This is a genomic window from Actinomadura sp. J1-007, from assembly GCF_009793335.1.
GTDB classification, from domain to species: Bacteria; Actinomycetota; Actinomycetes; order Streptosporangiales; family Streptosporangiaceae; genus Spirillospora; species Spirillospora yumaensis.
Window position 1 is genome coordinate 7,056,064 of record NZ_WING01000001.1, and the last position, 20,911, is coordinate 7,076,974.

The window sequence follows — 20,911 nt, forward strand, 5'->3', positions numbered from 1 at the left end:
GAACGGCTCGTACCGCTCCACAGAGTTCGGCCGCAAGAGTTGTTCTGTCAACGACTGGCTGTTCAGGTTCCGTTCATTACGGGTCGAACGCGCGGCGCGGCACTTCGGACGGCGGATCGGGACGGCGGGCATATCGTGAACGGGTGGGCGGTCGGTCGAAGTGGGAGGCTGTCGAGCGGTCGCTGCTGCTTCCGTCGGCACTGCGCGAGGACGGCACGCGGCGGTCGTTCCGGGACTGGTGCGTGGACGCGGCGTGCGCGCTGGTCGCGTGCGGCATCGCGGCCGGGACGCTGGCGGGGGAGTACTTCACGACCGCCCGTCCGGCGGCGGGCTGGCTGGCGCTGGACGCGGCGGCCGGGGTGCTGGCGCCGTTGGCGCTGCTGTTCCGGCGGCGGTGGCCCGTGCGGGTGGCGGTCGGGCTGGTGCTGGTGTCGGCGGTGGCGCGGACGGCGGGGTTCCCGGCGGGCGTCGCGGCGTTCGGGGTGGCGCTGCGCTGCCGCACCAGGACGGCGGTCGCGGTCGCGGCGCTGCTGGCCTGCGCCAGCGTGTGCGACGTCGCGGTCCGGCAGCGGGGCGTGGGCGGCGCCGCGACGGTGGCGGCGGTCGTGCTGCTGTGCACGGCGGTGCTGCTGGCCGGGCTGTTCGCGCGGGCCCGCCGGGACCTGGTGCTGGCGCTGCGCGACCGGGCGCTGCGCGCGGAGGCCGACCAGTGGCGGCGCGCCGAGGAGGCCCGCCAGGGCGAACGGGTCCGGATGGCGCGGGAGATGCACGACGCGCTGGGCCACCGGATCACGGTGATGAGCCTGCACGCCGGGGCGCTGGCGTTCCGGCCCGACGCGCCCGCGGAGGAGGTCGCCCGCTCGGCGGAGATCCTGCGGTCCGCCTCGCACGACGCGCTGGTGGAGCTCAGGGAGGTGATCGGCGTCCTGCGCGGGCGGGACGCCGGGCGGGACCCGGGGCCGTCCGGGCCGCGGCCCACGCTCGCGGCGGCGCGCGACCTGATCGACGAGGCGCGGCGGGCGGGTGACGCGGTGGTGCTCGACGCGTTCCCCGACACGCTGGACGGCGTGCCGGAACCGGTGCGGCGCGACGCGTACCGCGTGCTCCAGGAGGCGCTGACCAACGCGCGCAAGCACGCGCCCGGCCTGCCCGTGACCGTGCGGGTCGTCCGCGAGGACGGCGGGATCCGCGTCACCGCGGACAACCCGCTTCCGGGCCCTGGGCGCTCCCGCGCGATGCCGGGCGGCGGCTTCGGGCTGGTCGGCCTCGCCGAACGGGCCGCGCTGGCGGGCGGGCGGCTGGAGCACGGGCCCCGTCCCGGCGGCGTGTTCCGGCTGTCGGCCTGGCTACCCTTTGAGGCGTGACCTCGCCGATCGCCGTCGCCATCGTCGACGATGACGCCCTCGTCCGGCTCGGGCTGGCGACGATGCTCGGCGGCCTGCCCGACATCGAGGTCGTCGGCGAGGCCGCGGACGGCGCCGAGGCCGCCGCGCTCGTCGCCGAGCGCGCCCCCGACGTCGTCCTGATGGACCTGCACATGCCGAGCGTGGACGGGCTCGCCGCCACCGCCGCGATCCGCCGGGGGCCGAGGCCGCCCCAGGTGATCATGCTGACGGCGTTCGACGCCGACGAGAACGTCCTGGCGGCGCTGCGGGCGGGCGCGGGCGGCTTCGTCACCAAGCACACCCCGCCCCAGCAGATCGTCGAGGCGATCCGCAGGGCGTCCGCGGGCGAGCCGGTGCTGTCGCCGGACGCGCTGAGCGGCCTGATCCGGCAGGTCGCCGCGCCCGTACGGCACGACGAGCGCCGCCGCGCGCGGGACCTGCTGGACCGGCTGACCGGGCAGGAGCGGGCCGTCGCGGCGGGCGTCGCCCAGGGCCGCACCAACGCCCAGATCGCCGCCGACCTCTACATCAGCGTCGCCAGCGTGAAGCTGCACATCTCCCGGGCCCTCGCCAAGCTCGGCGTCGAGAACCGCACGCTCCTGGCCCTCCTCGTCCACGACGCCCGCTGACCCGCGGCGCGAGGCGCACGCCGACGCCCTCCGCGAAGGGACGTCCGTACGAGGCGTGGACGGCCGTACGAGGCGTTCCGTACGGCCGTCCCGAGGCGCGATCGCCCGTCAGCGGTCCGCGATCGTCCGCCAGAGGCCGCAGTGGTGCTCGGCGGAGCCGTCCACCGGGCGGATGCCGCCGGGCCCGGGGGCGAGCGCGAGCTCCGGCGACCCGGTACGGCCCGTGACGGCGCGGGGCCAGGTGCGCGTCCCGGCGGCGCCCGGCCGTCCCGTACGCGCGAAGTGCGTCCAGTAGTCGACCATCCGGTCGGCCAGCCGGCGCTGCGCCGCCGTGTACGACAGCGGCCGGCCGTCGTAGTCGACCGGCTTGCCCTTGATGTCGAAGAGGTAGAGCAGCTCCGCGGCGTGCGAGGCCCCGCGTCGAAGTCCGACGGCGTAGGGGAGTAGGGCGGGGCCTTCACATCGGCGAACTCGTAGCTGTAGACGGCGGTACGGCGCGACAGCGCGTCACCGGTCGCGATCTGCATGCACGTGAACATCCGGTCGCTGTAGAGCGTGTAGAGCCGCTCCCACGAGTCGCCCTTGGGGGCGGGCGGGTAGACGGCCTCGATCCGTCGGGCCCCGCGCTCCCGAACCCGAGGGCGAGCCGCTTGTGGTACTGCGCCTTGTCGAGGGGGTATCCCTGCTTCCGCATCAGCGCGGCCAGGAACCGCAGCTCGTCGCGCGTGTGCCCGGACACCACCGGAACCCGGTGGAACCGCCCCGCGCGGACGGCGGCGGCCGGGTCCTGGGGCAGCACCGCGTTGCCGGTCGCGGCGGCGGTGAACCGGTCGTTGTGTTCGAGCACCCGTTCCGTCGGCAGCTTCCGCAGGCACGCCATGCGGGCGGTCGCGGAGCCCTTGGCGCAGCCCCAGTCGCGCGTCGCCCGGCGTCCGTTCCGGTAGACCGCGCTCAGCGGGGTGAAGAACGACCCGGCCGGGCCGTCCGCCTTCATGCCGCCCTTGGGCCAGGACACCGCACACGACCCGCTCTGCAAGACGACCTTGTGGAACAGCCCGGCCGCTCCCGGCGACGTCAGTTGCGCGCAGGCGCCCACGGCCCCGCCGGACTGGCCGAACAGCGTGACGTTGCGGGCGTTCCCGCCGAACGCCCCGGCGTTCGCCCGCACCCACCGCAGCGCCGCCTGCTGGTCCTGGAGCGTGAACGTGCCCGATCCCGCCATCCCGGGCGTTCCGAACAGCCCGAAGACGCCCAGCCGGAAGTCGATCGACACCACCACGACGTCGCCCCGCGCCGCCATCCGCGCCGCGTCGACCTCGCTGCCGGCGCCGCCCTGGAAGCCGTCGCCGTGCACCCACACCATCACGGGCCTGCCGCCGGGACGGGCGGGCGTCCGCGGCGCGGTCACGTCGAGGTGCAGGCAGTCCTCCTCGCCGCCCGCGAGGCTGCTCTGCGCGCACGGCGGCCCGGGCCGGACCGCCTTCCGCACGCCCTTCCACGGCCGTACGGGCGAGGGTGGGCGCCACCGCCGCTCGCCGGTGGGAGGCGCCGCGTACGGAACGCCGAGGTAGCGGACCACGTGACCGTCCGCGACCCCGCGCAGCAGGCCCGAGGCGGTGCGGACGACCACGCCCGGCGGCGCGGCTCCGGCTCCGGCGCCGGGCAGGGCCGCCGCGGCCAGCAGGGCCACGGCGGCGAAGGTCGTACTGCGTCGTACGAATGATCGGCTCATGTCCGGGAAGCCAACCAGCCGCGCGGCCGCGGTCTAAGCCCCGAGAGGCCAAACGATTAGCCGATGGTCTAACGGGACGGGGCGGAGGGGGCCGGACGCCCCGGAGCGCGCCGTTGCCGGAGTTCGGCGCGGGCCGTGACCGCTAGGGTGACGGCGGTCATCGCGCACAGCAGCCCCCAGGCCGGCGTGTAGCTGTGCGTGAGGTCCTTGGCGAGGCCGAGGACGGGCGGGGCCAGGATGATGGCGATCTGCGTGACCGCCATCGCCAGGCCGAGGGCGAACCCCGTCTTGCCCGGCGGAGCCGATTCGGCCACGTAGGCGACCCAGGGGCCGTACCAGCCGATCCCGAAGAACCCGAGCCAGACGAACACGAGGCAGGCCGCGGCGGGCGAGTGCCCGACGGGCGTCATCAGCGCCGCCATCCCCGCGATCACGGCGGCCATGCAGACCATGACGGACGTGTAGCGCCCCGTCCCGCTGCGGTCGCTCCAGGCGGCGAGGCAGACGCGGCCGGCGGCGCCCGCGCCCTGCGTCGCCACGAAGACCAGCGCCGCCGCGCCCGCCCCGAGGGACGCCGTGTCGTGCAGGTACAGCACGGTCAGGACGCCGATGCCGCTGTGCACCGAGACCATGCTCGTCCCCGACAGCACGGCCTTCACCATGGACGGCTCGCGGAGCATCCGCAGCCGCGCGCCCGGCTCCGGCCTGGACGGGTCCCGCGTCGCCGCGGCCGGCGCCGTCGCCTGGACGGCGGGCGGCTGCCGGTAGAAGCCCATGAAGACGGCGGCTCCCACCAGCGCGACGAGCCCGCCCACCACCAGCGTGGTCCGCCAGCCGTGGGCGGCGGCGAGGAAGGGCAGGACGGCCGCGGCCAGCACCCCGCCCAGCGGCAGGCCCGCCTGGCGGACGCCCATCGCCAGTCCCCGCTGCGACGCGTCGAACCAGGACGCCACCGACTTGCTCCCGCCGGGCTGGACGGTGCTGTATCCGGCTCCCACGGCCAGCATGACGAGCAGCAGCGCCGCGTACCCCGGGGCCGCGCTCCCGAGCCCCAGGCTCGCGGCGACCACGCCCGCGCCCGCGCCGACGACCCAGCGCTCGTTGTAGCGGTCCAGCAGCTCCCCGGCCACCAGCAGCCCGGCCAGGGGGACGACCTGCGCGGCCGACAGCAGGAGGCCGAGCTGGGCCGTCCGAGGTCCAGACCGCGCTGGAGCTGGACGCCCATCGCCCCGACGCCCTGCACGAAGAAGCCGGAGGCGGCCTGCGTGAACGTCGCGATGCCGAGGATGACCCACCGGTACCGCCCCGCGCCGTGCGCGACCCCGCCCGCGCCCGCCGGGCCTCCCGTCACGGGCGCCAGCACAGCGCCGGGTCGGGGTGGTCGAAGAAGCCGAGCTCGCGGTAGAGGGACTCGCCGTCGCGGGAGGCGGTCAGGTCCACGCGGACGGCGTCGCGCTCCCGGAACCAGTCGAGCAGGGAGTGCATGATCGCGCGGCCGTGGCCGCGCCGCCGGTACGCCGGGTCGGTGACCATGCCGATCACGTGCCCGATCCGGCCGTTGCGCGAGTGCGGCCCGGGGAACCACTGCTCGATGGTGCCGAACCCGCACGCGGCGAGGCCGCCGTCGCCGTCCACCACCAGGATCCGCGCGTCGTCCGCCGCGATCTTCTCCTTCAGGACCCGCGCGAGGGCGTCCCGCCAGTCGTCCCCGCGGACGAGGGGTTGAAGAACTCGCCGCCGAGGTCCTCGAAGAGCATCGCCCGGAGCCGTACGAGCTCCGCGATGTCGTCCTCCACTGCCTGCCGTACATCGGTGTGGTGCGTCATGCGCGCCAGCCTGGTGTAATAGGCTTATGCAGCTCAACCCTTACGGCCAGGACGCGGTGAACCTGGCCGCCGCCCTCGCCAACCGGCGGCCGGAGACCGCGGCGGAGCTCGCCGACCGCTGCCGGGCCGCCGGGCTCGTGCTGGAGAGCGCGGCCACGCCGGACGACCTGGACCGCGTCCAGGCCGCGCTGGACGCCTGGGAGAAGATCGTCGACGCCGCCGACGAGCGCGACCGCGCCGAGCTGGTCAACCGGATGCTCGCGGAGGCCGCCGCGTACCCGCGGCTGACCGACCACGACGGCGGCCCCTGGCACCTGCACTACCGCGACGACGGCCGCCCGCTCGGCTCGGTGCTGGCCGCGCTGATCGCCGTCGGCACCGCCCTGCACCTGGTCGGGCGGGGCATGCACCGGCTCCGCCGCTGCGCCGTCGCCGAGTGCGCGACCATCTTCGCCGACACCACCCGCACCGGGCGGCAGCGCTACTGCTCCCACCGGTGCGCCAACCGCGACGCGGTACGCCGCCACCGCGCGCGGTCGGCCCGTTCCCCCGTCTCCTGACCGGGCGGCGCGGCCGTCCGGGCGGAGGGACGCAACCCGGACGCGGCCTTCGGGATAGAGGAGGTGCCAGCACCCCCCCGAGTCACGAAGGACGCACCCCCATGAAGACGCACTCATGGCCATGGTGAGTCACGCCAGGGACGAGCTGGACGATCCGGGCATCGTCGCCGCGTCCCTGGACGACCCCGAGGCGTTCGGCGAGCTGTCGTACGCCGAGATCGCGGCGGCGCTCGACCTGCCCCTCGGCCTGTTCACCGTCCCCAAGCAGCTCGGCACCTACCGGCGCCAGTGGATCGTCGACCCCGCCAACGGGACGCTGCTGGCCATCCGGGACCTCGTGGCGAAGCCGCCGCACGGCAGCCGCCCGCTCCCGCCGGGCGACAACGGCCGACCCCGCAGCCTGAAGGCCGCGAACATGCCCGACCGCTTCCACCGCCCCGGCGAACTGGCCTCGTACGAGGTCTTCGAGGTCTCGGAGTGGACCAACGCCGAACCCCGCCCCTGATCCCCGTCCCGCCCCGGGCCCGCCCAGGCCCGGGGCGCCGCGGTCCGTACGGACGCCCCGAATGCGCCGTGCCGGAGGCGGTGGGGAAGATGTGGGGGTGGACGGATTCGTCGAGCACCGGGACCGGCTTCTCGGGGTCGCCTACCGCGTGCTGGGCCGGGTCGCGGACGCGGAGGACGTCGTCCAGGAGGCGTGGCTGCGGTGGGCGGCGGCGGACCGCGCGGAGGTCGCCGATCCGGAGGCGTTCCTCGTCCGGACGACGACGCGGCTGGCCATCGACCGCCTGCGCAGGGCGCAGGCGCGGCGGGAGGTCTATCCGGGGGAGTGGCTGCCCGAACCGGTCCTGACCGGGCCGGCGGATCTGGCCGAGCACGCCGTACGGGCGGAGTCGGTGACGATGGCGATGCTCGTCGTGCTGGAGTCGCTGTCGCCGCTGGAGCGCGCGGTGTTCGTCCTGCGGGACGTGTTCGACGAGCCGTACGGCGCGATCGCGCGGGCCCTCGGCAAGCGGGAGCCCGCGGTGCGGCAGCTCGCGGCGCGGGCCCGCGCGCACGTGCGGGAGGGCAGGCCGCGGTACGAGATCGACCGGGCCACGTGGCGCGAGGCCGCCGACCGGTTCTTCCTCGCCTGCGCGACCGGGTCCATGGACGAGCTCCTCGCGACGCTCGCGCCGGGGGTGCGGCTGACCGGCGACGGCGGCGGGCTCGCGCCGAGCGCGCTGCGCGTCGTCCGCGGGGCGGACCGGATCGCGCGGCTGCTGCTCGGACTCGTCCACGGCAAGGGCCGCACGCACTTCCTCACCCGGCTCGGCCTGGAGGAGACGGACATCGGCTACGAGACCGTCAACGCGAACGCGGGGCCCGCGGTCGTGATGGTGGCGGCGGGCCGTCCGATCGTCTTCCTCCAGCCCACGGTCGCCGGCGGCCTCGTCCAGGAGGTCTTCGTCATCACCAATCCGGAGAAGATGGCCGGGCTGATGTCACGGGAATCGGCGCCGCTGCGTCCTTGACGCATGACGACCATCACGATCATCGGCGGCGGGCTCGCGGGCCTGACCGCGGCCATCGCGAGCGCGGAGCGGGGCGCGGCCGTCGTGCTCCACGAAGCGCACTCCCACCTCGGCGGGCGCGCCCGCTCGACGGACGGCCCGTACATCGCCAACGACGGCGCGCACGCCTTCTACGCGGACGGCGCGCCATGGCGCTGGCTGAAGGAACGCGGCCTCGTCCAGCCGTTCCACGCGCTGAAGCCGTCCACGCTCGCCCGGATGCGGTTCCGCCACGAGGACAGGTTGAGGCGGCTCCCGCCGATGCCGTTCAACCGGATGGTCACCCTCGGCAGGCGGCACCGCGCGCCGGTCGAGGTCTCCTACCGCGACTGGGCGACCGGGCGGTTCGGCCCGGCGGCGTACCGGGCGTCGCTCGGGTTCCTGCGCCCCGTCACGTTCTTCCACGACCCGGGCAGCCTGTCGGCGGCGTTCTGCCAGGAGCGGCTGCACCGCGTGGTCGCGATGGGCTACCCGGCGACCCGCTACCCGCGCGGCGGCTGGGGCGCGATGATCGCCAACATGCGCCGGCGCGCCGTCGGGCTGGGCGTACGGATCGAGACGGGCTCGCGCGTCACCGCGCTCCCCGAGGACGGCCCGGTCATCGTCGCCACCTCGCTGGAGGCGGCCCGGGACCTGCTCGGCGACCCGTCGCTGCGCTGGGAGAGCGGCCGGGTCGCCTGCCGCGACCTGGCCCTGCCGTCCGGCCGCGACGATACCCCCCTGCTGTTCGACCTGGACGAGGGCGCGCTGCTGGAGAGGTTCAGCGAGACCGACCCGTCCCTCGCGCCGTCCGGCCGGTCCCTCGTCCAGGGCTACATGCCGGCGCGTCCGGACGAGTCCAAGGCCGACGCCCTGCGCCGCCTCGACCGCGTCTACGACCAGGCCCTGCCCGGCTGGAGGACCCGGCTCGTCTGGAGCCGCGACCAGCTCGCTCACCACCGCACCGGCGCCCTCGACCTCCCGGGCCGGACGTGGCGGGACCGCCCCGCCATCGACCAGGGCGACGGCCGCTACCTTGCCGGCGACATGGTCGCCGCCCCCGGCATCCTCGCCGAAGTCTCCATAACCAGCGCCCTCAAAGCCGCCACCCAAGCCACCCACCACCCCCGCCGCCCATCCCCCCAACTCCAGCCCTGACCGCGCCCGGGTCTGGGGCGGCGGTTAGGCGGGGGCGTCGAAGGAGATCCAGACGTCGGGGGCGTGTCGGGCTTTCCCGGTACCGGGCGGCGTTCCTCGGTCCAGGCGTCCGGGGCGATGTCGGCGGCGACGCGGCGCCAGAAGCGGACCGCGGGCGGGTTGTTGTCCTGGAAGGCGATCTCCCACGGGCCCGGGTGCCTGGCCAGCACGTCCCGGACGCCGCGCAGGCCGATCCCGGATCCGCGCGCGCCGCGTACGACGAAGTACTCGCTCAGCACGCGCCGTTGGCCGTTCAGGTTGCGGACGACGGCGAGTCCGACGGGATGCTCGCCGCTCAGCAGGAGGTACGCGGCCCGGTCGTCGTCGTCGAACGCCATCTGGAGGCGTTCGCTCTGGAAGGTCCCGTCCGGGTTGGGGAGCACGCCGCGGTACTGCGACAGGTCGTGGCGGAACATCAGCCAGAGGCGTTCCAGCACGGGGCGGTCGGCGGCGTCCGCGGGGCGTACGAGCAGGTCGGGCATGCGACTCCTCGGAGGGGCAAACTGTGCTATCCGGGCTTGATCCACGGTGTGGGCGGGACCATGGGAACGGGTCGGCCCGCGCGCAGGGCGAGGATGGCCCACTGGCTGATCCGCTCCGCGCCGATGTGGATCGGCTCGATGGGCGGGGCGCCGAACGGGCCGTTGGGGCCGCGGCGCTCGTACCGGACCTCCAGCAGCAGGTTCGCGGTACGGCTGATCACGATGGCACGGTACAGCCGGCCCTTCTCGCCGCGCTGGTCCACCCCGTACGCCTCCTCGCCCACGTAGCTGATCGGCCGAGGGCCCGGGGCGTTGTCGCGTTCGTAGACCACCTTCCGGGCGTCGCTCTCCAGCCTGGCGAACGCGTTGTACGCGACGGCCACCGCGTCCGCGTCCGTGGCGGCCCGCACGGGGCGGATCCTGATCAGCGCGCGGTGGCTGACGTTCTTCTTCACGCCCTGGTCCCACGCGCAGGCTCGTCCGGCGCCGGGCTCGTCGCCCTCGGCGAAGTAGCCGCCGAGGGACTTCGGGTCGAACGGCATGGTGCGCGCCGCCGGGACGAGCCCGCTCAACTGGTCGGCGCCGAACAGCCCGCACAGCGCCCGCACGGTCGTGAACAGCGACGACTTCGCCACTGGCCGCCGGGCCGGCCCGTCGTCGTCCAGCATGGCGAACCCGGTCACCGTCGCCGCCAGGACGGCGGCGGCCAGACCCGCCGCGACCAGGCCCGCGGCGGCGCGGGACCGGCGGCGGGGACGCGGGAAGGACGGCCGCCGGGGGCCGGGGTCGGCGATCGCGTGGAGTTCCCGTTCGACGGTCTCGGCGGACGGGCGGCGGGCGGGGTCCTTGTCGAGCAGGCGGAGCAGCAGCGGGCCCAGCGGCCCCGCGCGCCGGGGCCTGGCGGGCTCCTCGGTCAGCACGGCGCCGAGCATGCTCAGCGGGGCCGACCGGGCGAACGGCGGACGGCCCTCGACCAGCGCGTACAGCGTCGCCCCGAGCGAGTACAGGTCGGACGGCGGGCCGCCCGGCTCGCCGCGGACCCGTTCCGGCGCCATGTAGGCGGGCGAGCCGATCAGCGCGCCGGGGCGGGTGAGGGACGCCTCGTCGGCCAGCGTGGCGATCCCGAAGTCGGTGAGCACGGCACGGCCGTCGTCGCGCTGGAACACGTTCGCCGGCTTCACGTCCCGGTGCAGCACGCCCTCGGCGTGCGCGGCGCGCAGCGCGTCCAGCAGCTCGGCTCCGATGGCCGCGGCGCGCCGCGGCTCCAGCGGGCCCTCGTCCGCCAGCACCCGGTCCAGCGAACGGCCCGACAGCAGCTCCATCACGATCCACGGCCGCCCGTCGGCGACCACCACGTCGTGGACGGTGATGATGCCCGGATGGCGGAGCCGCGCGGCGGCGCGGCCCTCCCGCAGCGCCCGCTGCGCCGCGGTCCGCCGCCGGGCCTCGCCGGACTGGCGGGGCAGCTTGAGCTCCTTGACCGCCACGTCCCGGCCGAGCTGCTCGTCGCGCGCCCACCAGACGGTGCCCATGGCCCCGCTGCCGAGCTCGCCGCCGAGCCGGTAGCGGCCGGCGAGCGGCTCGCCCCCGTTCATCCGCGTCGCTCCAGGCGGGCGAGCGCCCCGGCGACGAGGACCGCCGCGCGCCGCGCCCCGTCCGCGGCCGTCCCGCGCGCCCCACGGAACTCGACGTGGACGAAGACGTTGCCCTGCCGGACGACGACGTTCTCGGAGTCGAGAGCCGGATCCGAGCCGCGGTAGGTGTAGGCGATCGCCTGCTCGCCCACGCCGGGCAGCGTCCTCGGCACCTCAAGGGCGCCCTTCGCCTCGGCGGGCAGGCCGAGGTAGGAGAAGTCCCATTTGAACGCGCCCGTCGAGGGCTGATCGGCCGCCTTCTCGTTCAGGATCTTCGTCAGCTTGCCGCGCGCTTCGGCGGCCGAGGCGAACACCTGCGGCGCGGAGACCGCCAGGGACGCGGGGACCTTCGACGTCCACCAGGCGCAGTGGCCCTTGACGGGCCAGTTCGGGCGGCGCACCGCGCGGGCGATGAGGCTTCCCGCCTCGCGGTCGGTGATCAGCGCGCACGGGTCCGGCGCCGACGTCAGGACGCGCGGACGCGCGGCGGGCCGTTCCCCGCCGTGCCCGGGCCACAGCAGGACGGCGACCGCCGCCAACGGGACCAGGCCCGCCGAGACGACCAGCGCCGGACGCCGCCGGCGCCGGATCTGGTCGGGCAGCCCCGAGTCCCCTCCCTCGGCGACCCGGCGGAGCGCGTCGCGTGCCGCCGCCGGGCCGAGCCGCGCGGACGGGTCCTTGGCCATCAGCCGGACGAGCACCGGCGCGAGCGGCCCGGACCGTACCGGGTACGGCTCGTCCTCGGTGAGCACGGCGCTCAGCGTCGCCATCGCGGTGCCCCGCCCGAACGGCTCCCGGCCCTCCGCCGCCGCGTACAGCGTGGCGCCCAGCGACCAGAGGTCGGACGCCGGCCCGGCCGGCGCGTCGCGCAGCCGCTCCGGCGCGATGAACCCGGGCGACCCGATCAGCGTCCCGGTCCGGGTGAGCGCCGGGTCACCGTCCAGCGCCGCCACGCCGAAGTCGGTCAGGACGGCCCGCCCGTCGGCGGAGATCAGCACGTTCGCCGGCTTCACGTCCCGGTGCACCAGGCCCTCGCGGTGCGCGACCGCCAGCGCGCCGAGCAGCGCGAGCCCGAGCGCCGCGACCCGGTCCGGCGGCATCGGCCCGTCCGCGGCGACGGCCTCGGCAAGGGAGCCGCCCTCCAGCAGCTCCATCACGATCCACGGCAGCCCGTCCGCCACCACGACGTCGTGCACGGCGACGACGTTCGGATGGTCGAGCATGGCCGCGGCCCGCGCCTCCCGCGACGCCCGCTCGCACAGCATGTCGCGTTCGGCGGGGGAGACGTCCTCGGGAAGGTCGATCCGCTTGACCGCGACCTGCCGGCCGAGCAGCTCGTCGCGCGCCCGCCAGACCGAGCCCATGCCGCCCGTGCCCAGCAGTTCCAGCAGCCGGTACCGGCCGTGGACGAGAAGGTCGGCCATCAGCGCTCCGCGACGAGGTGCTCTCACCGTGCAACCCAGCACCCTAACGGCTGCGCCCCGTCCGGTCGCCTCCTCCGGTCCCCGCCTCCCGGCGGGTGGGAGGACCGCGCCCCCCGGCCGCGGCCCTCCCACGTCCGCCGACGGCTACAGGTGCTCGGCGGGGTTGGCGGGCAGGTAGAAGTTCCAGCTGCCCGTGCCGTCGTGGGACCCGCCGGCCGGGCAGGCGCCGTTGGTGGGGGCGCCGTTCCACCAGAGGCCGAAGCACTTGCGGCAGTGCCGCCAGTTGTCCTGCTGAGTGGTCGGACCCGCACCCGCCACGGCGGTCTCGTCGGCGTCGTCGCTGGCCATGGACTTCTCCCTCACAACGTGAATTGCGGACGATGGCCGAGGTGGACCGTCCTGGGCCGACCACGACGGTCCACCCGGCTACGTCAACGGTCGCCCGAACGGCAACGCGGCACTATCCCGAGATCTGGGGATTGACGTGCGCGGCGGCAGCGCGATCCCATCGCAAAGCCCATCACTCGGCACCGAACAGCCCGCAACTGTCGGAGTTGTTCAGTAGGTTGCTGGGCTTGTGGCCGGATGGAGTGCAAAAGGACAGACGTACTGGTGGCTCGCGGCGCTCGCGGTGAGCGTCCTGCCGACCGGCTGGCGGGAGCTGTACGACCTCTTCACCGACGACCGCAATGGCCTGTACGAGAGCGGGCACTTCCTGGCCGGCTTCGAGTGCGTCGGCAGCTTGGAATGGCAGATCGAACTCTGGCGGCTTCCCGGCTACCGGCTGCTCATCGACAGGCCGTATCTGGTCGTCGGCACGGCGTTCGCGGTCTGGTGGTTCACGCGCCGGCGCGCCGCCGGGTGGGCCGGGGCCCTCGTGCTGGGGACGGTGACGCTGGCGGACCCCGCGCTGCTCGGGTACGACGTCCTGCGGTGGGGCCCCCAATGCGCCCGGTTCTGGCGTCCGTTGAGCGGGGATTCGGTCCTGTGGCAGGTCATCGCGGTGATGCCCGCGGTGCTGATGGTGGCGGCCGTTTACCGGCCGGGCCTGCGGGCGTTGCGCGTGGCCGTTTGTGTCGTGGTCCTTGGATCGGTGTTCACGGTCGGGGCCGACCAGGGGCATCGCGGGCAACTGGTGAAAAGCGAAAAGGACTGCCGGTCTCGTGTTCCGGGCGAACCGTTTCCGGACGTGTCGCGGCTGTCGTGGCGAGAGCGCAAGAAAGCGTTCATCTGCGCCGCTCAGCAGTGGGGCGGCGTGATGGCGCAAAGGCGGATACGGCCGGAGGCCGATCTGCTGCGGGACGGCTGGGACACGTGCCGGGGGAAAATCGTGTCCGTCGTCGTTCAGGGAGTCGAGTATCTGTGCCCGCAGGTCATGGCGGAACGGAAGGCGGCGGCGGCCCGGCGCCAGGCCGAAATGGACGCGATCTATGAGCGTCAGCGCGTACGGGACGAGGCCCATTGCAAGCGGGGAGCGCCGCGCGATGACGCCGCCGTGCGGCGGGCCACAAGGGTGATGTCGACGGACGAGAGCGGCACCTACTACGTGGGAGACGGCGCGATAGAGGACGACGCGTCCTTCAAGGCGGCGTTGGACGAGGGACTCGTCGCCGCGGCCGGAAACAGCGTCGCTCTGCTGCCCGGTTCCGACGGCACGCAGTTCTGCCTGACCGTGATGGCCTATCGGAAGGCGCCTCCCGTGTCGTTGAAGGGATGGGACCGCGTCACGGAGGTCGGCTTCGACAGCCCACGCGGCAAGGCCCGGGTGGGTGCGCTGGCAGAGGGGGACGAGACCGGGTTGCCGGTGCTGACCGTGGCGGGCAAGGGCCCGTACCGGCTGCGCGTCCACGTACGGGGACGCGACGAGTCGCCGCTCCAGGTGGAGGGGCCGCCGGTGGAACGGCACCTGCTGATCGTCTTCCCGGGCAAGTCGAAGCGGCCGAAGACCTACAAGAACCGCGAACACTGAACCCGTCCGCCCGTCCGCCCGTCCGCCCCGCCCCGCCCGGCCCGGACGGCGCGCGCCGGTGGTCTCGCGGGGGCGGTCGGGACCACCGGCGTCTCTGCTCGGGCGGCCGTCAGGAGCGGGACAGCCGCCGGGCCAGGCGGGGGAGGAGCCGCAGGGCGTTGCCGCGGTTGACGGCCCGGTACGCGCGGTCGTCCAGGCCGGGGTCGCGGTCGAGTTCGGCGGTGTTGAGGGTGACCTCGCGGGCCGAGTTGGCCGGCCAGTCGGTGCCGAACAGCACGCGTCCGGCGCCGGCCGCGCCGAGCAGCGACGGGGTCGCGTACGGCGACATCGGCAGGGCGGTGTCGTAGTGGAAGCGCCGCAGGGCGGAACGGACCTTCGCGGGGTGGGGCCCGCCGTCCTCCCTGCCCCACCGCTCGGCCCGTCCCGCCATGTACGGCAGGAACCCGCCGCCGTGCGACAGGATGACCGACACGTTGCGGTGGCGGTCCAGGGTCCCGGCCGCGATGAGGCTGAGCGCCGTCCGGGTGGTGTCGAGCAGGTAGTCCGCGAGCCAGTCCCCGACGAGCGCGGCCTCGGGCAGGCCGCTCGGCGCGAACGGGTGGGTGAACGCCACGGCGCGGCGGCGGTCGAGCTCGGCGAACAGCGGCTCGAACGCCCGGTCGCCGAGGTAGCGGCCGGAGGCGGAGGTGTTCAGCAGCACGCCGTCCGCGCCCAGCTCGTCGAGGGCGTGCGCGGCCTGCTCCAGCGCCAGGTCCGGGTGGAGCAGGGCGACGTTGGCGAAGAAGCCGAACCGGGTGGGACGGTCCCGGACGAGTTCGGCCAGGGACTCGTTGCACACCCGCACCCCGTACGCGGCGACCTTCCGGTCGCGGAACACCTCGGCGGGGATCGGCGCGGACGCCACCCCGGCGGCGATGCCGTTGGCGTCCATGGTCTCCAGCGTGCCGGCCAGGGTCCACTGCGCCCACTGCGGCCCTCCCCGCTCGGGGATGATGCCCTGCTCGACCGCCCAGGCGCGCATCTTGGGCGGGACGGCGTGGTGGTGGGTGTCGATCCTGCCGACGGCGGGCCTGCGTCCGGGGTGGCCGTCGCCGCGCGCGGCGGGCGCCATGACCGCCGCGGAGGACAGTCCGAGCGCCGTGAGTCCCGAGGCTCGCAGGGCGTGGCGGCGGGTGAAGTCGGGCATGCCGATCTCCTGTCGTCCGTTGGAGCGCCGCCCACCTTTGGAGCATACAAGAAAGTCTCAGTTGAGACTATAGCGGGTGAGTCTAGGATGGACCGGTGCTCGAAGACCTGCTCGAACGGCTCCTGTCCGGAGGCGGCGGCCCCGGCGGCTCCCACGTGGGGCTCGGCATGCTGCTGGCCTCCGCGCACCACCGCAGCCGCGAGGCCGTCAACGAGGGGCTCCGGCCGCTCGGGATCGAGGTCCGGAGCCTCACCGTGCTGCTCGCCCTGGACCTGTACGGGCCGTCCAGCCAGCGCGCCCTCATCGACCACGTCGGCATCGACAAGTCCGCCATGGTCCGGCTCGTGGACGAGCTCGAACGCGGCGGCCTCGCCAGGCGGGAGCGCGCGCCGCGCGACCGGCGCGCGTACTCGGTGGTGCTGACCCCCGAGGGCCGGCGGACCCTCGCCGCGGCCCGGCGGGTCGCCGACGACACGGGCGAGCGCCTCTTCGGCCGCCTCTCCGCCGCCGACCGCGACCACCTGGTCCGCCTCCTGACCCGCCTGATCGAGAACGCCGCCCCCTGACACGCCATCGCCCGCACGGCTCCGCAGCCGCGCGCGCGTGTCGTTCAGCCGGGGGACGCGTCGAGCCGCACCCGGTCGCCGTCGCCGTCGGAGAGGAACGACGCCAGTCGCCGTCCCTCCTCGGTGACGTCGGCGCGGTCGGCCCGGGAGAGGGCGCGCAGCGGCGTGACGGTCACGGCGCCGTCCTTGGCGGTCCAGGTCGCGGAGACCCGGCCGTCCACCAGGACGACGCGCGCGCCGGTGACCGACAGGCCCCGGTGGGCGTCGTCGATGATCCGGCCGCGGTCGTGGTAGCCGAGGATCGCGTTGTCGAACGCGGGCAGGAACCGCACCGGGGCGGGCGTGGCGGGGTCGGGGCGCGGGGCAGGTCCAGCAGTTCCCGGCCCCGCTCGTCGCGGAAGGAGACCAGCTCGCCGCGTACGGCGGTCACGGCGGCGGGCAGTCCGGCGAGGCCGCACCAGGCGCGCAGGTCGGCCGACGCGGCGGGCCCGAAGGCGGCCAGGTAACGCCGTACGAGCGCCTGCCCCACGGGGTCGGACTCGTCCGGGTCCAGCGGGTCGATCTCGCGTCCCAGCCACGACGCGAGCGGGACGTTGCGGACGCCGCCCTTCGCGCGCCACAGCCCGCGCGGCGGCATCTGCGCCATCGGGATCAGCGCGGCGACCAGCATCTCGCCCAGCGCGCGCGGGCCCGCCGAAGGCCACCGGTCGGCCACCGCCCGCGCCAGCTCGCTCATCGAGCGGGGCTCGCCGTCCGCCATCACCGCCCGGCCCGCCGCCGCGAGCTCGTCGAGGTCCACCCCTTCGAGCTCGCGGCGGTACACGCCGTTCATCCGCTGGCGCAGCATGGCGTCGTGGCGGGCCCTCCAGGCCAGGGCGTCCTCGGCGGTGAGGAGGTGCATGGTGCGGCGCATCATGACGGTCCGCACCACCCGCCGTCCGGTCAGCAGGTCCGACAGCGCCGCGGGGTCGAACGCGCGCAGCCGCGACCAGAGCCCGACGAACGGCTCCTGGGGTTCCTGGGCCTGGAGGCCGCACAGGTGCGCGACCGCGTCCAGCGGCGGCATGTCGGCGCGATCGAGCAGCAACTGCCGGGCCAGCGTCGCGCGGTTGAGCGCGCGGGCGTCCAGAACGGTCATGCGGGCCACGTCCTCCTTCGAACGGCGTGTGAGTCTCTTCGGGGAGCCGGCCTCAGGCCGACCCCGCCCGGCCCGGGGGCGGACGCCCGCCCCGGGGCCGGTGGTCAGGACGCGTTGTACTCGCTGACGACGTCCAGAACCCACGTGACGCCGAACCGGTCCTTCAGCATCCCGTACAGCGGCGCCCACTGCGCGGGCTCCAGCGGCTGGAGAACGGTCGCCCCCTCGGAGAGCTTCTTCCAGTACGCGGTGATCTCCTCGGCCGTGTCACCGCGCACCGACAGGAAGAACGCGTTCTCGCCCTGGTCCCAGGGAAGGTGCGAGGGCACGTCGTAGGCCATCACCCGGAAACCGTTGTCGGCGGCGACCTGGCCCCACGACACCTGGTCGGCCTCGGACGGCTCCTGGACGTTCCCGACGTCCTTGTGGGTGACCACGGCCACGTCGCCGCCGAACACGGACTGGTAGAACGTGAGCGCCGCACGGGCGTCGCCCCGGAAGTTCAGGTGGGTCACGGCGTTAACGGTCATGATCGGCTCCTTGCCGGTAGATGCGTTTCGTTCTCGCGGTCTTGCACGAATCACGTTCGCAGCAGAAGCGGCCAGGTTGTGGCCGCTTCTCCGGGCAGGATGGAGGACATGCAGAAGACCTCAGCGCGGCTGCTGGCCCTGCTCTCGCTGCTCCAGGCGCGCCGGGACTGGCCCGGAGCGCTGCTGGCCGAACGGCTGGACATCAGCCCGCGCACCGTACGGCGCGACGTCGACCGGCTGCGCGAGCTCGGCTACCCCATCGCGGCCATCAAGGGCCCGGACGGCGGATACCGGCTGCGAGCCGGAACGGACCTGCCCCCGCTGCTGTTCGACGACGAGCAGGCCGTCGCCCTCGCCGTCGCCCTCCAGACCGCCGCCACCGCGGGCGCCGGGATCGAGGAGGCCGCGGCGCGCGCGCTGACCACCGTCCGCCAGGTCATGCCCGCACGGCTGCGCCGCCGGATCGACACCCTCCAGGTCACCGCCGTCGAACGGCCTGCGGCCCGGCCCGCGCCGCAGGTCGGCCCCGGCGTGCTCCTGGCGCTCAGCGCCGCCGTCCACGCCCGCGAGGTGCTGCGCTTCGACTACGCCCCCGCCTCCCCGGCGCAGGAGGGCGAGGGCGGCGGGGACGTGCCGGTCCCTCCGCGCCGGGCGGAGCCCCACCACCTCGTCACCTGGGGCGGGCGCTGGTACCTCGTCGCCTGGGACCTCGACCGCGAGGACTGGCGGACGTTCCGCGCCGACCGCATCACCCCGCGCGTCCCCGCCGGGCCCCGGTTCACGCCGCGCGAACTGCCGGGCGGCGATGTGGCCGCCTTCGTGGCGGGCAGGTTCCGGGGCTCGGACGGCTCCGGCGACTGGCCCTGCCGCGGCGAGGTGATCCTCGACCTGCCCGCCGGCGTCGTGTCCCGCTACACCCGCGAGGGAATCGTCGAGGAACTCGGCCCGGACCGCTGCCGGCTCGTCCTCGGCTCATGGTCGTGGCCCGGCCTGGCGTCCGCCATCGGCGGGTTCGACGCCGACATCGAGGTCGTCGGGCCGGACGAGCTCAAGGAGGCCTTCGCGCACCTGGCCCGCCGCTACGCCGCCGCCGCGAACCGAGCGTCAACGACCTAGCGGCTCAGGTGAAGCGGGAAATGGCGGACTGGTGTTGCTGAAGGGCCGGCGACATGGCCACCCGTTGCTCTTCCAGCAGATTGCGGGCCATTTCCCCGGCGTGCTTCTCGCCCTTCTCGAACGCCTGGACGATGTGCTCGGCGTGCGCGGGTTTGAGGCTCTCGCCGAAGGGCGCCTCGTACGGATCGGTGACCGCCTCCACGAGGCAGGGCCCGTCGTGGGACATGGCCTGCTCGAACACCGCCGACGCGTCGGCGGGGTCCTCGATCCGGAACGCCCGCAGGCCGCACGCCTCCGCGACGCCGCGGAAGTCGATGGGGTGCAGGTCGCAGCCGTACTGCGGGTTGCCGAGCAGCGCGCTCTGCTCCCAGACCTCCAGAGCGAGGGAGTTGTTGTGCAGGACGACGACCTTGACGGGCAGGTCGTACTGGCGGAGGGTCGCGAGTTCCCCCATTCCCATGGACAGCGAACCGTCGCCGGTGAACGCGATGACCGGACGGTCCGGGTGGGCGATCTGCGCGCCGATCGCGTAGGGGAGCGCGGAGCCCATCGTGCAGAGCGTTCCGGAGAACGAGTAGTTCATGCCTTCGCGGAGCCTGAGCCGTCCGCCCCACGCGGTGACCGTGCCCGCGTCGCCGGTGACGATGGCCCGGTCCGGCAGGTGCTTCGACAGCTCCCACGTCACCACCTGGGGCCGCATCGGGGTGCCGGAAGAGGCGGCCTGCCGCCCGATCAGCTCCCACCAGGCGCGGTAGCTCTCCTGCGCGCTCTCCAGGAAGGAACGGTCGGATTTGCGTTCGAGATGGGGGAGGAGCGAATCCAGCACCCTTTCGGCGTGCCCGACAAGGCCGATCTCGACGGGATAACGCAGGCCGATCCGGTCGGCGTTCAGGTCGATCTGCACGGCCCTGGCCTGCCCGGGACGCGGCCAGAACTCGTAGTAGGGCGTCGAGGAGCCGACGATGAGGAAACCGTCGCACCGCTCGAACGCCTCGTGGGAGGCGCGCGTCCCGATCAGGCCCATTCCGCCGGTGGTGTACGGGCTGTCGTCGGGCACGCAGTCCTTGCCGAGGCCGGCTTTGACGATCGGCGCGCCGAGCGCCTCGGCGACCCGCACCAGGGCCTCGCCCGCGCCGCGCGCTCCGGCTCCGGCGCAGACGGCGACGCGCGAGCAGCCGTTCAGGACGTCGGCGGCCTCGCGGACCAGCCCGTCCGGCGGCGTCACCGCGAAGGGCTGCGCGGCCAGCGAGTCGTGCCCGGGGACATTCTTGTCGGAGAGGGTGTCCTGGTCGAGCGTCCAGGACTGGACGTCGATCGGGACCGCCAGGTGCGCGGGGGTGCGGTTCATGAGCGCGCTGCGCACCGCCTGGTCGGTCGCGGTGACGGCGTGGGCCGGGCCCATGACGCGTTCGGAGTACAGGCACGCGTGCTCGTACAGCCGGTCGGACGGCACGTCCTGGAGCATGTGCGCGCCGACCGTGTCGTGGTACGACAGGCCCGTCACGGCGATCACCGGGGCGCCGTCGATCCGCGCGTCGAACAGGCCGTTGAGCATGTGCGCCGCGCCCGGCCCGGCGGTCGCCACGCACGCGGCGGGACGGCCGGTGAACTTGGCGTACCCCACGCAGGCGAGGGCCGCGTTCTCCTCGTGCCGGACGTGGACGAACCTCATCTCCGGATGCGTCCGCAGCGCCTCGAAGAAGCCGTTCACCTGGTCGCCGCAGATCCCGAAGCAGGTGTCCACGCCCCAGGCCAGCAGGCGCTCCACGATCAGGTCGGAGGTGGTCCTGCGATCGTCCCGCCCCATCACGGCCTTCCCCTCCGGAAAACGGTTCCGGTGTCGGAACTGCCCCGGGGCCGCGCTGGGCGAACTCCCGCCGAGACGATGACCCGGAATGGGGCGCGCAACGAATCCGTCAACGAACGCCCCCGACCGGGGAGGGGGCGCCCAACCGGTCAGGAATGGAGAAGCGGGGTCGCGCGGCCGCCTCCTAACGTTGCCGGC

Annotated in this window: 19 protein-coding genes and 3 pseudogenes; 9 read left to right on the forward strand and 13 right to left on the reverse strand. The window is 74.5% G+C overall.

Going from position 1 to position 20,911, the window contains the following annotated elements:
• Window positions 1-143: 143 nt before the first annotated feature.
• Both GEV43_RS55330 and GEV43_RS32035 read left to right on the forward strand, forming a co-directional pair.
• Entirely contained in the window at window positions 144-1,364 is a 1,221-nt protein-coding gene (locus tag GEV43_RS55330; RefSeq protein WP_160823868.1) for a histidine kinase, read from the forward strand.
• Entirely contained in the window at window positions 1,361-2,014 is a 654-nt protein-coding gene (locus GEV43_RS32035; RefSeq protein WP_309239948.1) for a response regulator transcription factor, read from the forward strand. The genes GEV43_RS55330 and GEV43_RS32035 overlap by 4 nt, the downstream gene beginning before the upstream one ends.
• A gap of 108 nt (window positions 2,015-2,122) precedes the next feature.
• Here the strand turns inward: GEV43_RS32035 and GEV43_RS48405 are convergent.
• The 5 genes and pseudogenes from GEV43_RS48405 to GEV43_RS51585 all read right to left on the reverse strand — a co-directional run.
• Window positions 2,123-2,425: pseudogene (locus GEV43_RS48405) on the reverse strand (carboxylesterase family protein); the annotation flags it as partial.
• A 46-nt stretch (window positions 2,426-2,471) separates the two neighbouring features.
• The gene (locus tag GEV43_RS32040) at window positions 2,472-3,746 is read right to left on the reverse strand and encodes a carboxylesterase family protein (protein ID WP_206681358.1); all 1,275 of its coding nucleotides are present in this window, start codon (window positions 3,744-3,746) and stop codon (window positions 2,472-2,474) included.
• Between the two features lie 68 nt (window positions 3,747-3,814).
• Entirely contained in the window at window positions 3,815-4,876 is a 1,062-nt protein-coding gene (locus GEV43_RS32045) for an MFS transporter (RefSeq protein WP_309239949.1), read from the reverse strand.
• A gap of 217 nt (window positions 4,877-5,093) precedes the next feature.
• On the reverse strand, window positions 5,094-5,423 hold the full coding sequence (locus tag GEV43_RS51580) for a GNAT family N-acetyltransferase (RefSeq protein ID WP_241684041.1): 330 nt from the start codon (window positions 5,421-5,423) through the stop codon (window positions 5,094-5,096).
• The gene (locus tag GEV43_RS51585; RefSeq protein WP_241684131.1) at window positions 5,420-5,572 is read right to left on the reverse strand and encodes a hypothetical protein; all 153 of its coding nucleotides are present in this window, start codon (window positions 5,570-5,572) and stop codon (window positions 5,420-5,422) included. The genes GEV43_RS51580 and GEV43_RS51585 overlap by 4 nt, the downstream gene beginning before the upstream one ends.
• 26 nt (window positions 5,573-5,598) lie before the next feature.
• On the opposite strand from GEV43_RS51585, the gene GEV43_RS32055 reads away from it, so the two are divergent.
• From GEV43_RS32055 to GEV43_RS32070, 4 genes are all read left to right on the forward strand, one after another.
• The gene (locus GEV43_RS32055) at window positions 5,599-6,132 is read left to right on the forward strand and encodes a CGNR zinc finger domain-containing protein (RefSeq protein ID WP_160823869.1); all 534 of its coding nucleotides are present in this window, start codon (window positions 5,599-5,601) and stop codon (window positions 6,130-6,132) included.
• Window positions 6,133-6,247: 115 nt separating this feature from the next.
• On the forward strand, window positions 6,248-6,637 hold the full coding sequence (locus GEV43_RS32060) for a hypothetical protein (protein WP_160823870.1): 390 nt from the start codon (window positions 6,248-6,250) through the stop codon (window positions 6,635-6,637).
• Window positions 6,638-6,734: 97 nt separating this feature from the next.
• The gene (sigJ, locus tag GEV43_RS32065) at window positions 6,735-7,646 is read left to right on the forward strand and encodes an RNA polymerase sigma factor SigJ (protein WP_309239951.1); all 912 of its coding nucleotides are present in this window, start codon (window positions 6,735-6,737) and stop codon (window positions 7,644-7,646) included.
• A gap of 3 nt (window positions 7,647-7,649) precedes the next feature.
• Window positions 7,650-8,822: an NAD(P)-binding protein gene (locus tag GEV43_RS32070; protein WP_160823872.1), complete on the forward strand. Its 1,173-nt coding sequence runs from the start codon at window positions 7,650-7,652 to the stop codon at window positions 8,820-8,822.
• Between the two features lie 191 nt (window positions 8,823-9,013).
• On the opposite strand, the pseudogene GEV43_RS56455 reads toward GEV43_RS32070, so the two are convergent.
• The 4 genes and pseudogenes from GEV43_RS56455 to GEV43_RS32090 all read right to left on the reverse strand — a co-directional run.
• Window positions 9,014-9,343 (reverse strand): annotated as a pseudogene (locus GEV43_RS56455) (GNAT family N-acetyltransferase); the annotation flags it as partial.
• A 26-nt stretch (window positions 9,344-9,369) separates the two neighbouring features.
• The gene (locus tag GEV43_RS32080; RefSeq protein WP_160823873.1) at window positions 9,370-10,938 is read right to left on the reverse strand and encodes a serine/threonine-protein kinase; all 1,569 of its coding nucleotides are present in this window, start codon (window positions 10,936-10,938) and stop codon (window positions 9,370-9,372) included.
• Window positions 10,935-12,401 (reverse strand): serine/threonine-protein kinase, encoded by a 1,467-nt coding sequence (locus GEV43_RS32085; protein WP_160823874.1) that lies wholly within the window; start codon window positions 12,399-12,401, stop codon window positions 10,935-10,937. The genes GEV43_RS32080 and GEV43_RS32085 overlap by 4 nt, the downstream gene beginning before the upstream one ends.
• A 144-nt stretch (window positions 12,402-12,545) precedes the next feature.
• A complete protein-coding gene (locus GEV43_RS32090; protein WP_160823875.1) occupies window positions 12,546-12,749 on the reverse strand; it encodes a hypothetical protein in 204 nt (67 codons plus the stop codon).
• A 283-nt stretch (window positions 12,750-13,032) separates the two neighbouring features.
• Between GEV43_RS32090 and GEV43_RS32095 the strand changes: the two genes are divergently transcribed.
• Complete coding sequence (locus GEV43_RS32095; RefSeq protein WP_160823876.1) at window positions 13,033-14,370, forward strand: hypothetical protein; 1,338 nt, start codon at window positions 13,033-13,035, stop codon at window positions 14,368-14,370.
• Window positions 14,371-14,479: 109 nt separating this feature from the next.
• Here the strand turns inward: GEV43_RS32095 and GEV43_RS32100 are convergent, their stop codons facing one another.
• Window positions 14,480-15,556 (reverse strand): amidohydrolase family protein, encoded by a 1,077-nt coding sequence (locus tag GEV43_RS32100; RefSeq protein ID WP_160823877.1) that lies wholly within the window; start codon window positions 15,554-15,556, stop codon window positions 14,480-14,482.
• A 95-nt stretch (window positions 15,557-15,651) separates the two neighbouring features.
• Here GEV43_RS32100 and GEV43_RS32105 point away from each other — a divergent pair, with 95 nt between their 5' ends.
• Window positions 15,652-16,122, forward strand: a complete 471-nt coding sequence (locus tag GEV43_RS32105) for a MarR family transcriptional regulator (protein WP_160823878.1) — start codon at window positions 15,652-15,654, stop codon at window positions 16,120-16,122.
• Between the two features lie 44 nt (window positions 16,123-16,166).
• Here the strand turns inward: GEV43_RS32105 and GEV43_RS32110 are convergent.
• Window positions 16,167-17,260 (reverse strand): annotated as a pseudogene (locus GEV43_RS32110) (winged helix DNA-binding domain-containing protein).
• A 104-nt stretch (window positions 17,261-17,364) separates the two neighbouring features.
• Window positions 17,365-17,790 carry a VOC family protein gene (locus GEV43_RS32115; RefSeq protein ID WP_160823879.1) on the reverse strand — a complete coding sequence of 142 codons (426 nt, stop codon included), beginning with the start codon at window positions 17,788-17,790 and terminating at the stop codon, window positions 17,365-17,367.
• 108 nt (window positions 17,791-17,898) lie between these two features.
• Between GEV43_RS32115 and GEV43_RS32120 the strand changes: the two genes are divergently transcribed.
• Entirely contained in the window at window positions 17,899-18,906 is a 1,008-nt protein-coding gene (locus GEV43_RS32120) for a YafY family protein (RefSeq protein WP_160823880.1), read from the forward strand.
• Window positions 18,907-18,910: 4 nt separating this feature from the next.
• On the opposite strand, the gene GEV43_RS32125 is transcribed toward GEV43_RS32120, so the two are convergent.
• Window positions 18,911-20,713 carry a thiamine pyrophosphate-dependent enzyme gene (locus GEV43_RS32125; RefSeq protein WP_160823881.1) on the reverse strand — a complete coding sequence of 601 codons (1,803 nt, stop codon included), beginning with the start codon at window positions 20,711-20,713 and terminating at the stop codon, window positions 18,911-18,913.
• Between the last annotated feature and the right edge of the window lie 198 nt (window positions 20,714-20,911).

Coding starts and splice junctions, on each gene's coding strand:
- GEV43_RS32060 (WP_160823870.1), top strand. CDS start 6,248: ATGGCCATGGTGAGTCACGCCAGGGACGAGCTGGACGATCCGGGCATC.
- GEV43_RS32125 (WP_160823881.1), bottom strand. CDS start 20,713: ATGGGGCGGGACGATCGCAGGACCACCTCCGACCTGATCGTGGAGCGC.
- GEV43_RS32080 (WP_160823873.1), bottom strand. CDS start 10,938: ATGAACGGGGGCGAGCCGCTCGCCGGCCGCTACCGGCTCGGCGGCGAG.
- GEV43_RS32120 (WP_160823880.1), top strand. CDS start 17,899: ATGCAGAAGACCTCAGCGCGGCTGCTGGCCCTGCTCTCGCTGCTCCAG.
- GEV43_RS32100 (WP_160823877.1), bottom strand. CDS start 15,556: ATGCCCGACTTCACCCGCCGCCACGCCCTGCGAGCCTCGGGACTCACG.
- GEV43_RS32090 (WP_160823875.1), bottom strand. CDS start 12,749: ATGGCCAGCGACGACGCCGACGAGACCGCCGTGGCGGGTGCGGGTCCG.
- GEV43_RS51585 (WP_241684131.1), bottom strand. CDS start 5,572: ATGACGCACCACACCGATGTACGGCAGGCAGTGGAGGACGACATCGCG.
- GEV43_RS32085 (WP_160823874.1), bottom strand. CDS start 12,401: ATGGCCGACCTTCTCGTCCACGGCCGGTACCGGCTGCTGGAACTGCTG.
- GEV43_RS32070 (WP_160823872.1), top strand. CDS start 7,650: ATGACGACCATCACGATCATCGGCGGCGGGCTCGCGGGCCTGACCGCG.
- GEV43_RS32040 (WP_206681358.1), bottom strand. CDS start 3,746: ATGAGCCGATCATTCGTACGACGCAGTACGACCTTCGCCGCCGTGGCC.
- GEV43_RS32055 (WP_160823869.1), top strand. CDS start 5,599: ATGCAGCTCAACCCTTACGGCCAGGACGCGGTGAACCTGGCCGCCGCC.
- GEV43_RS32115 (WP_160823879.1), bottom strand. CDS start 17,790: ATGACCGTTAACGCCGTGACCCACCTGAACTTCCGGGGCGACGCCCGT.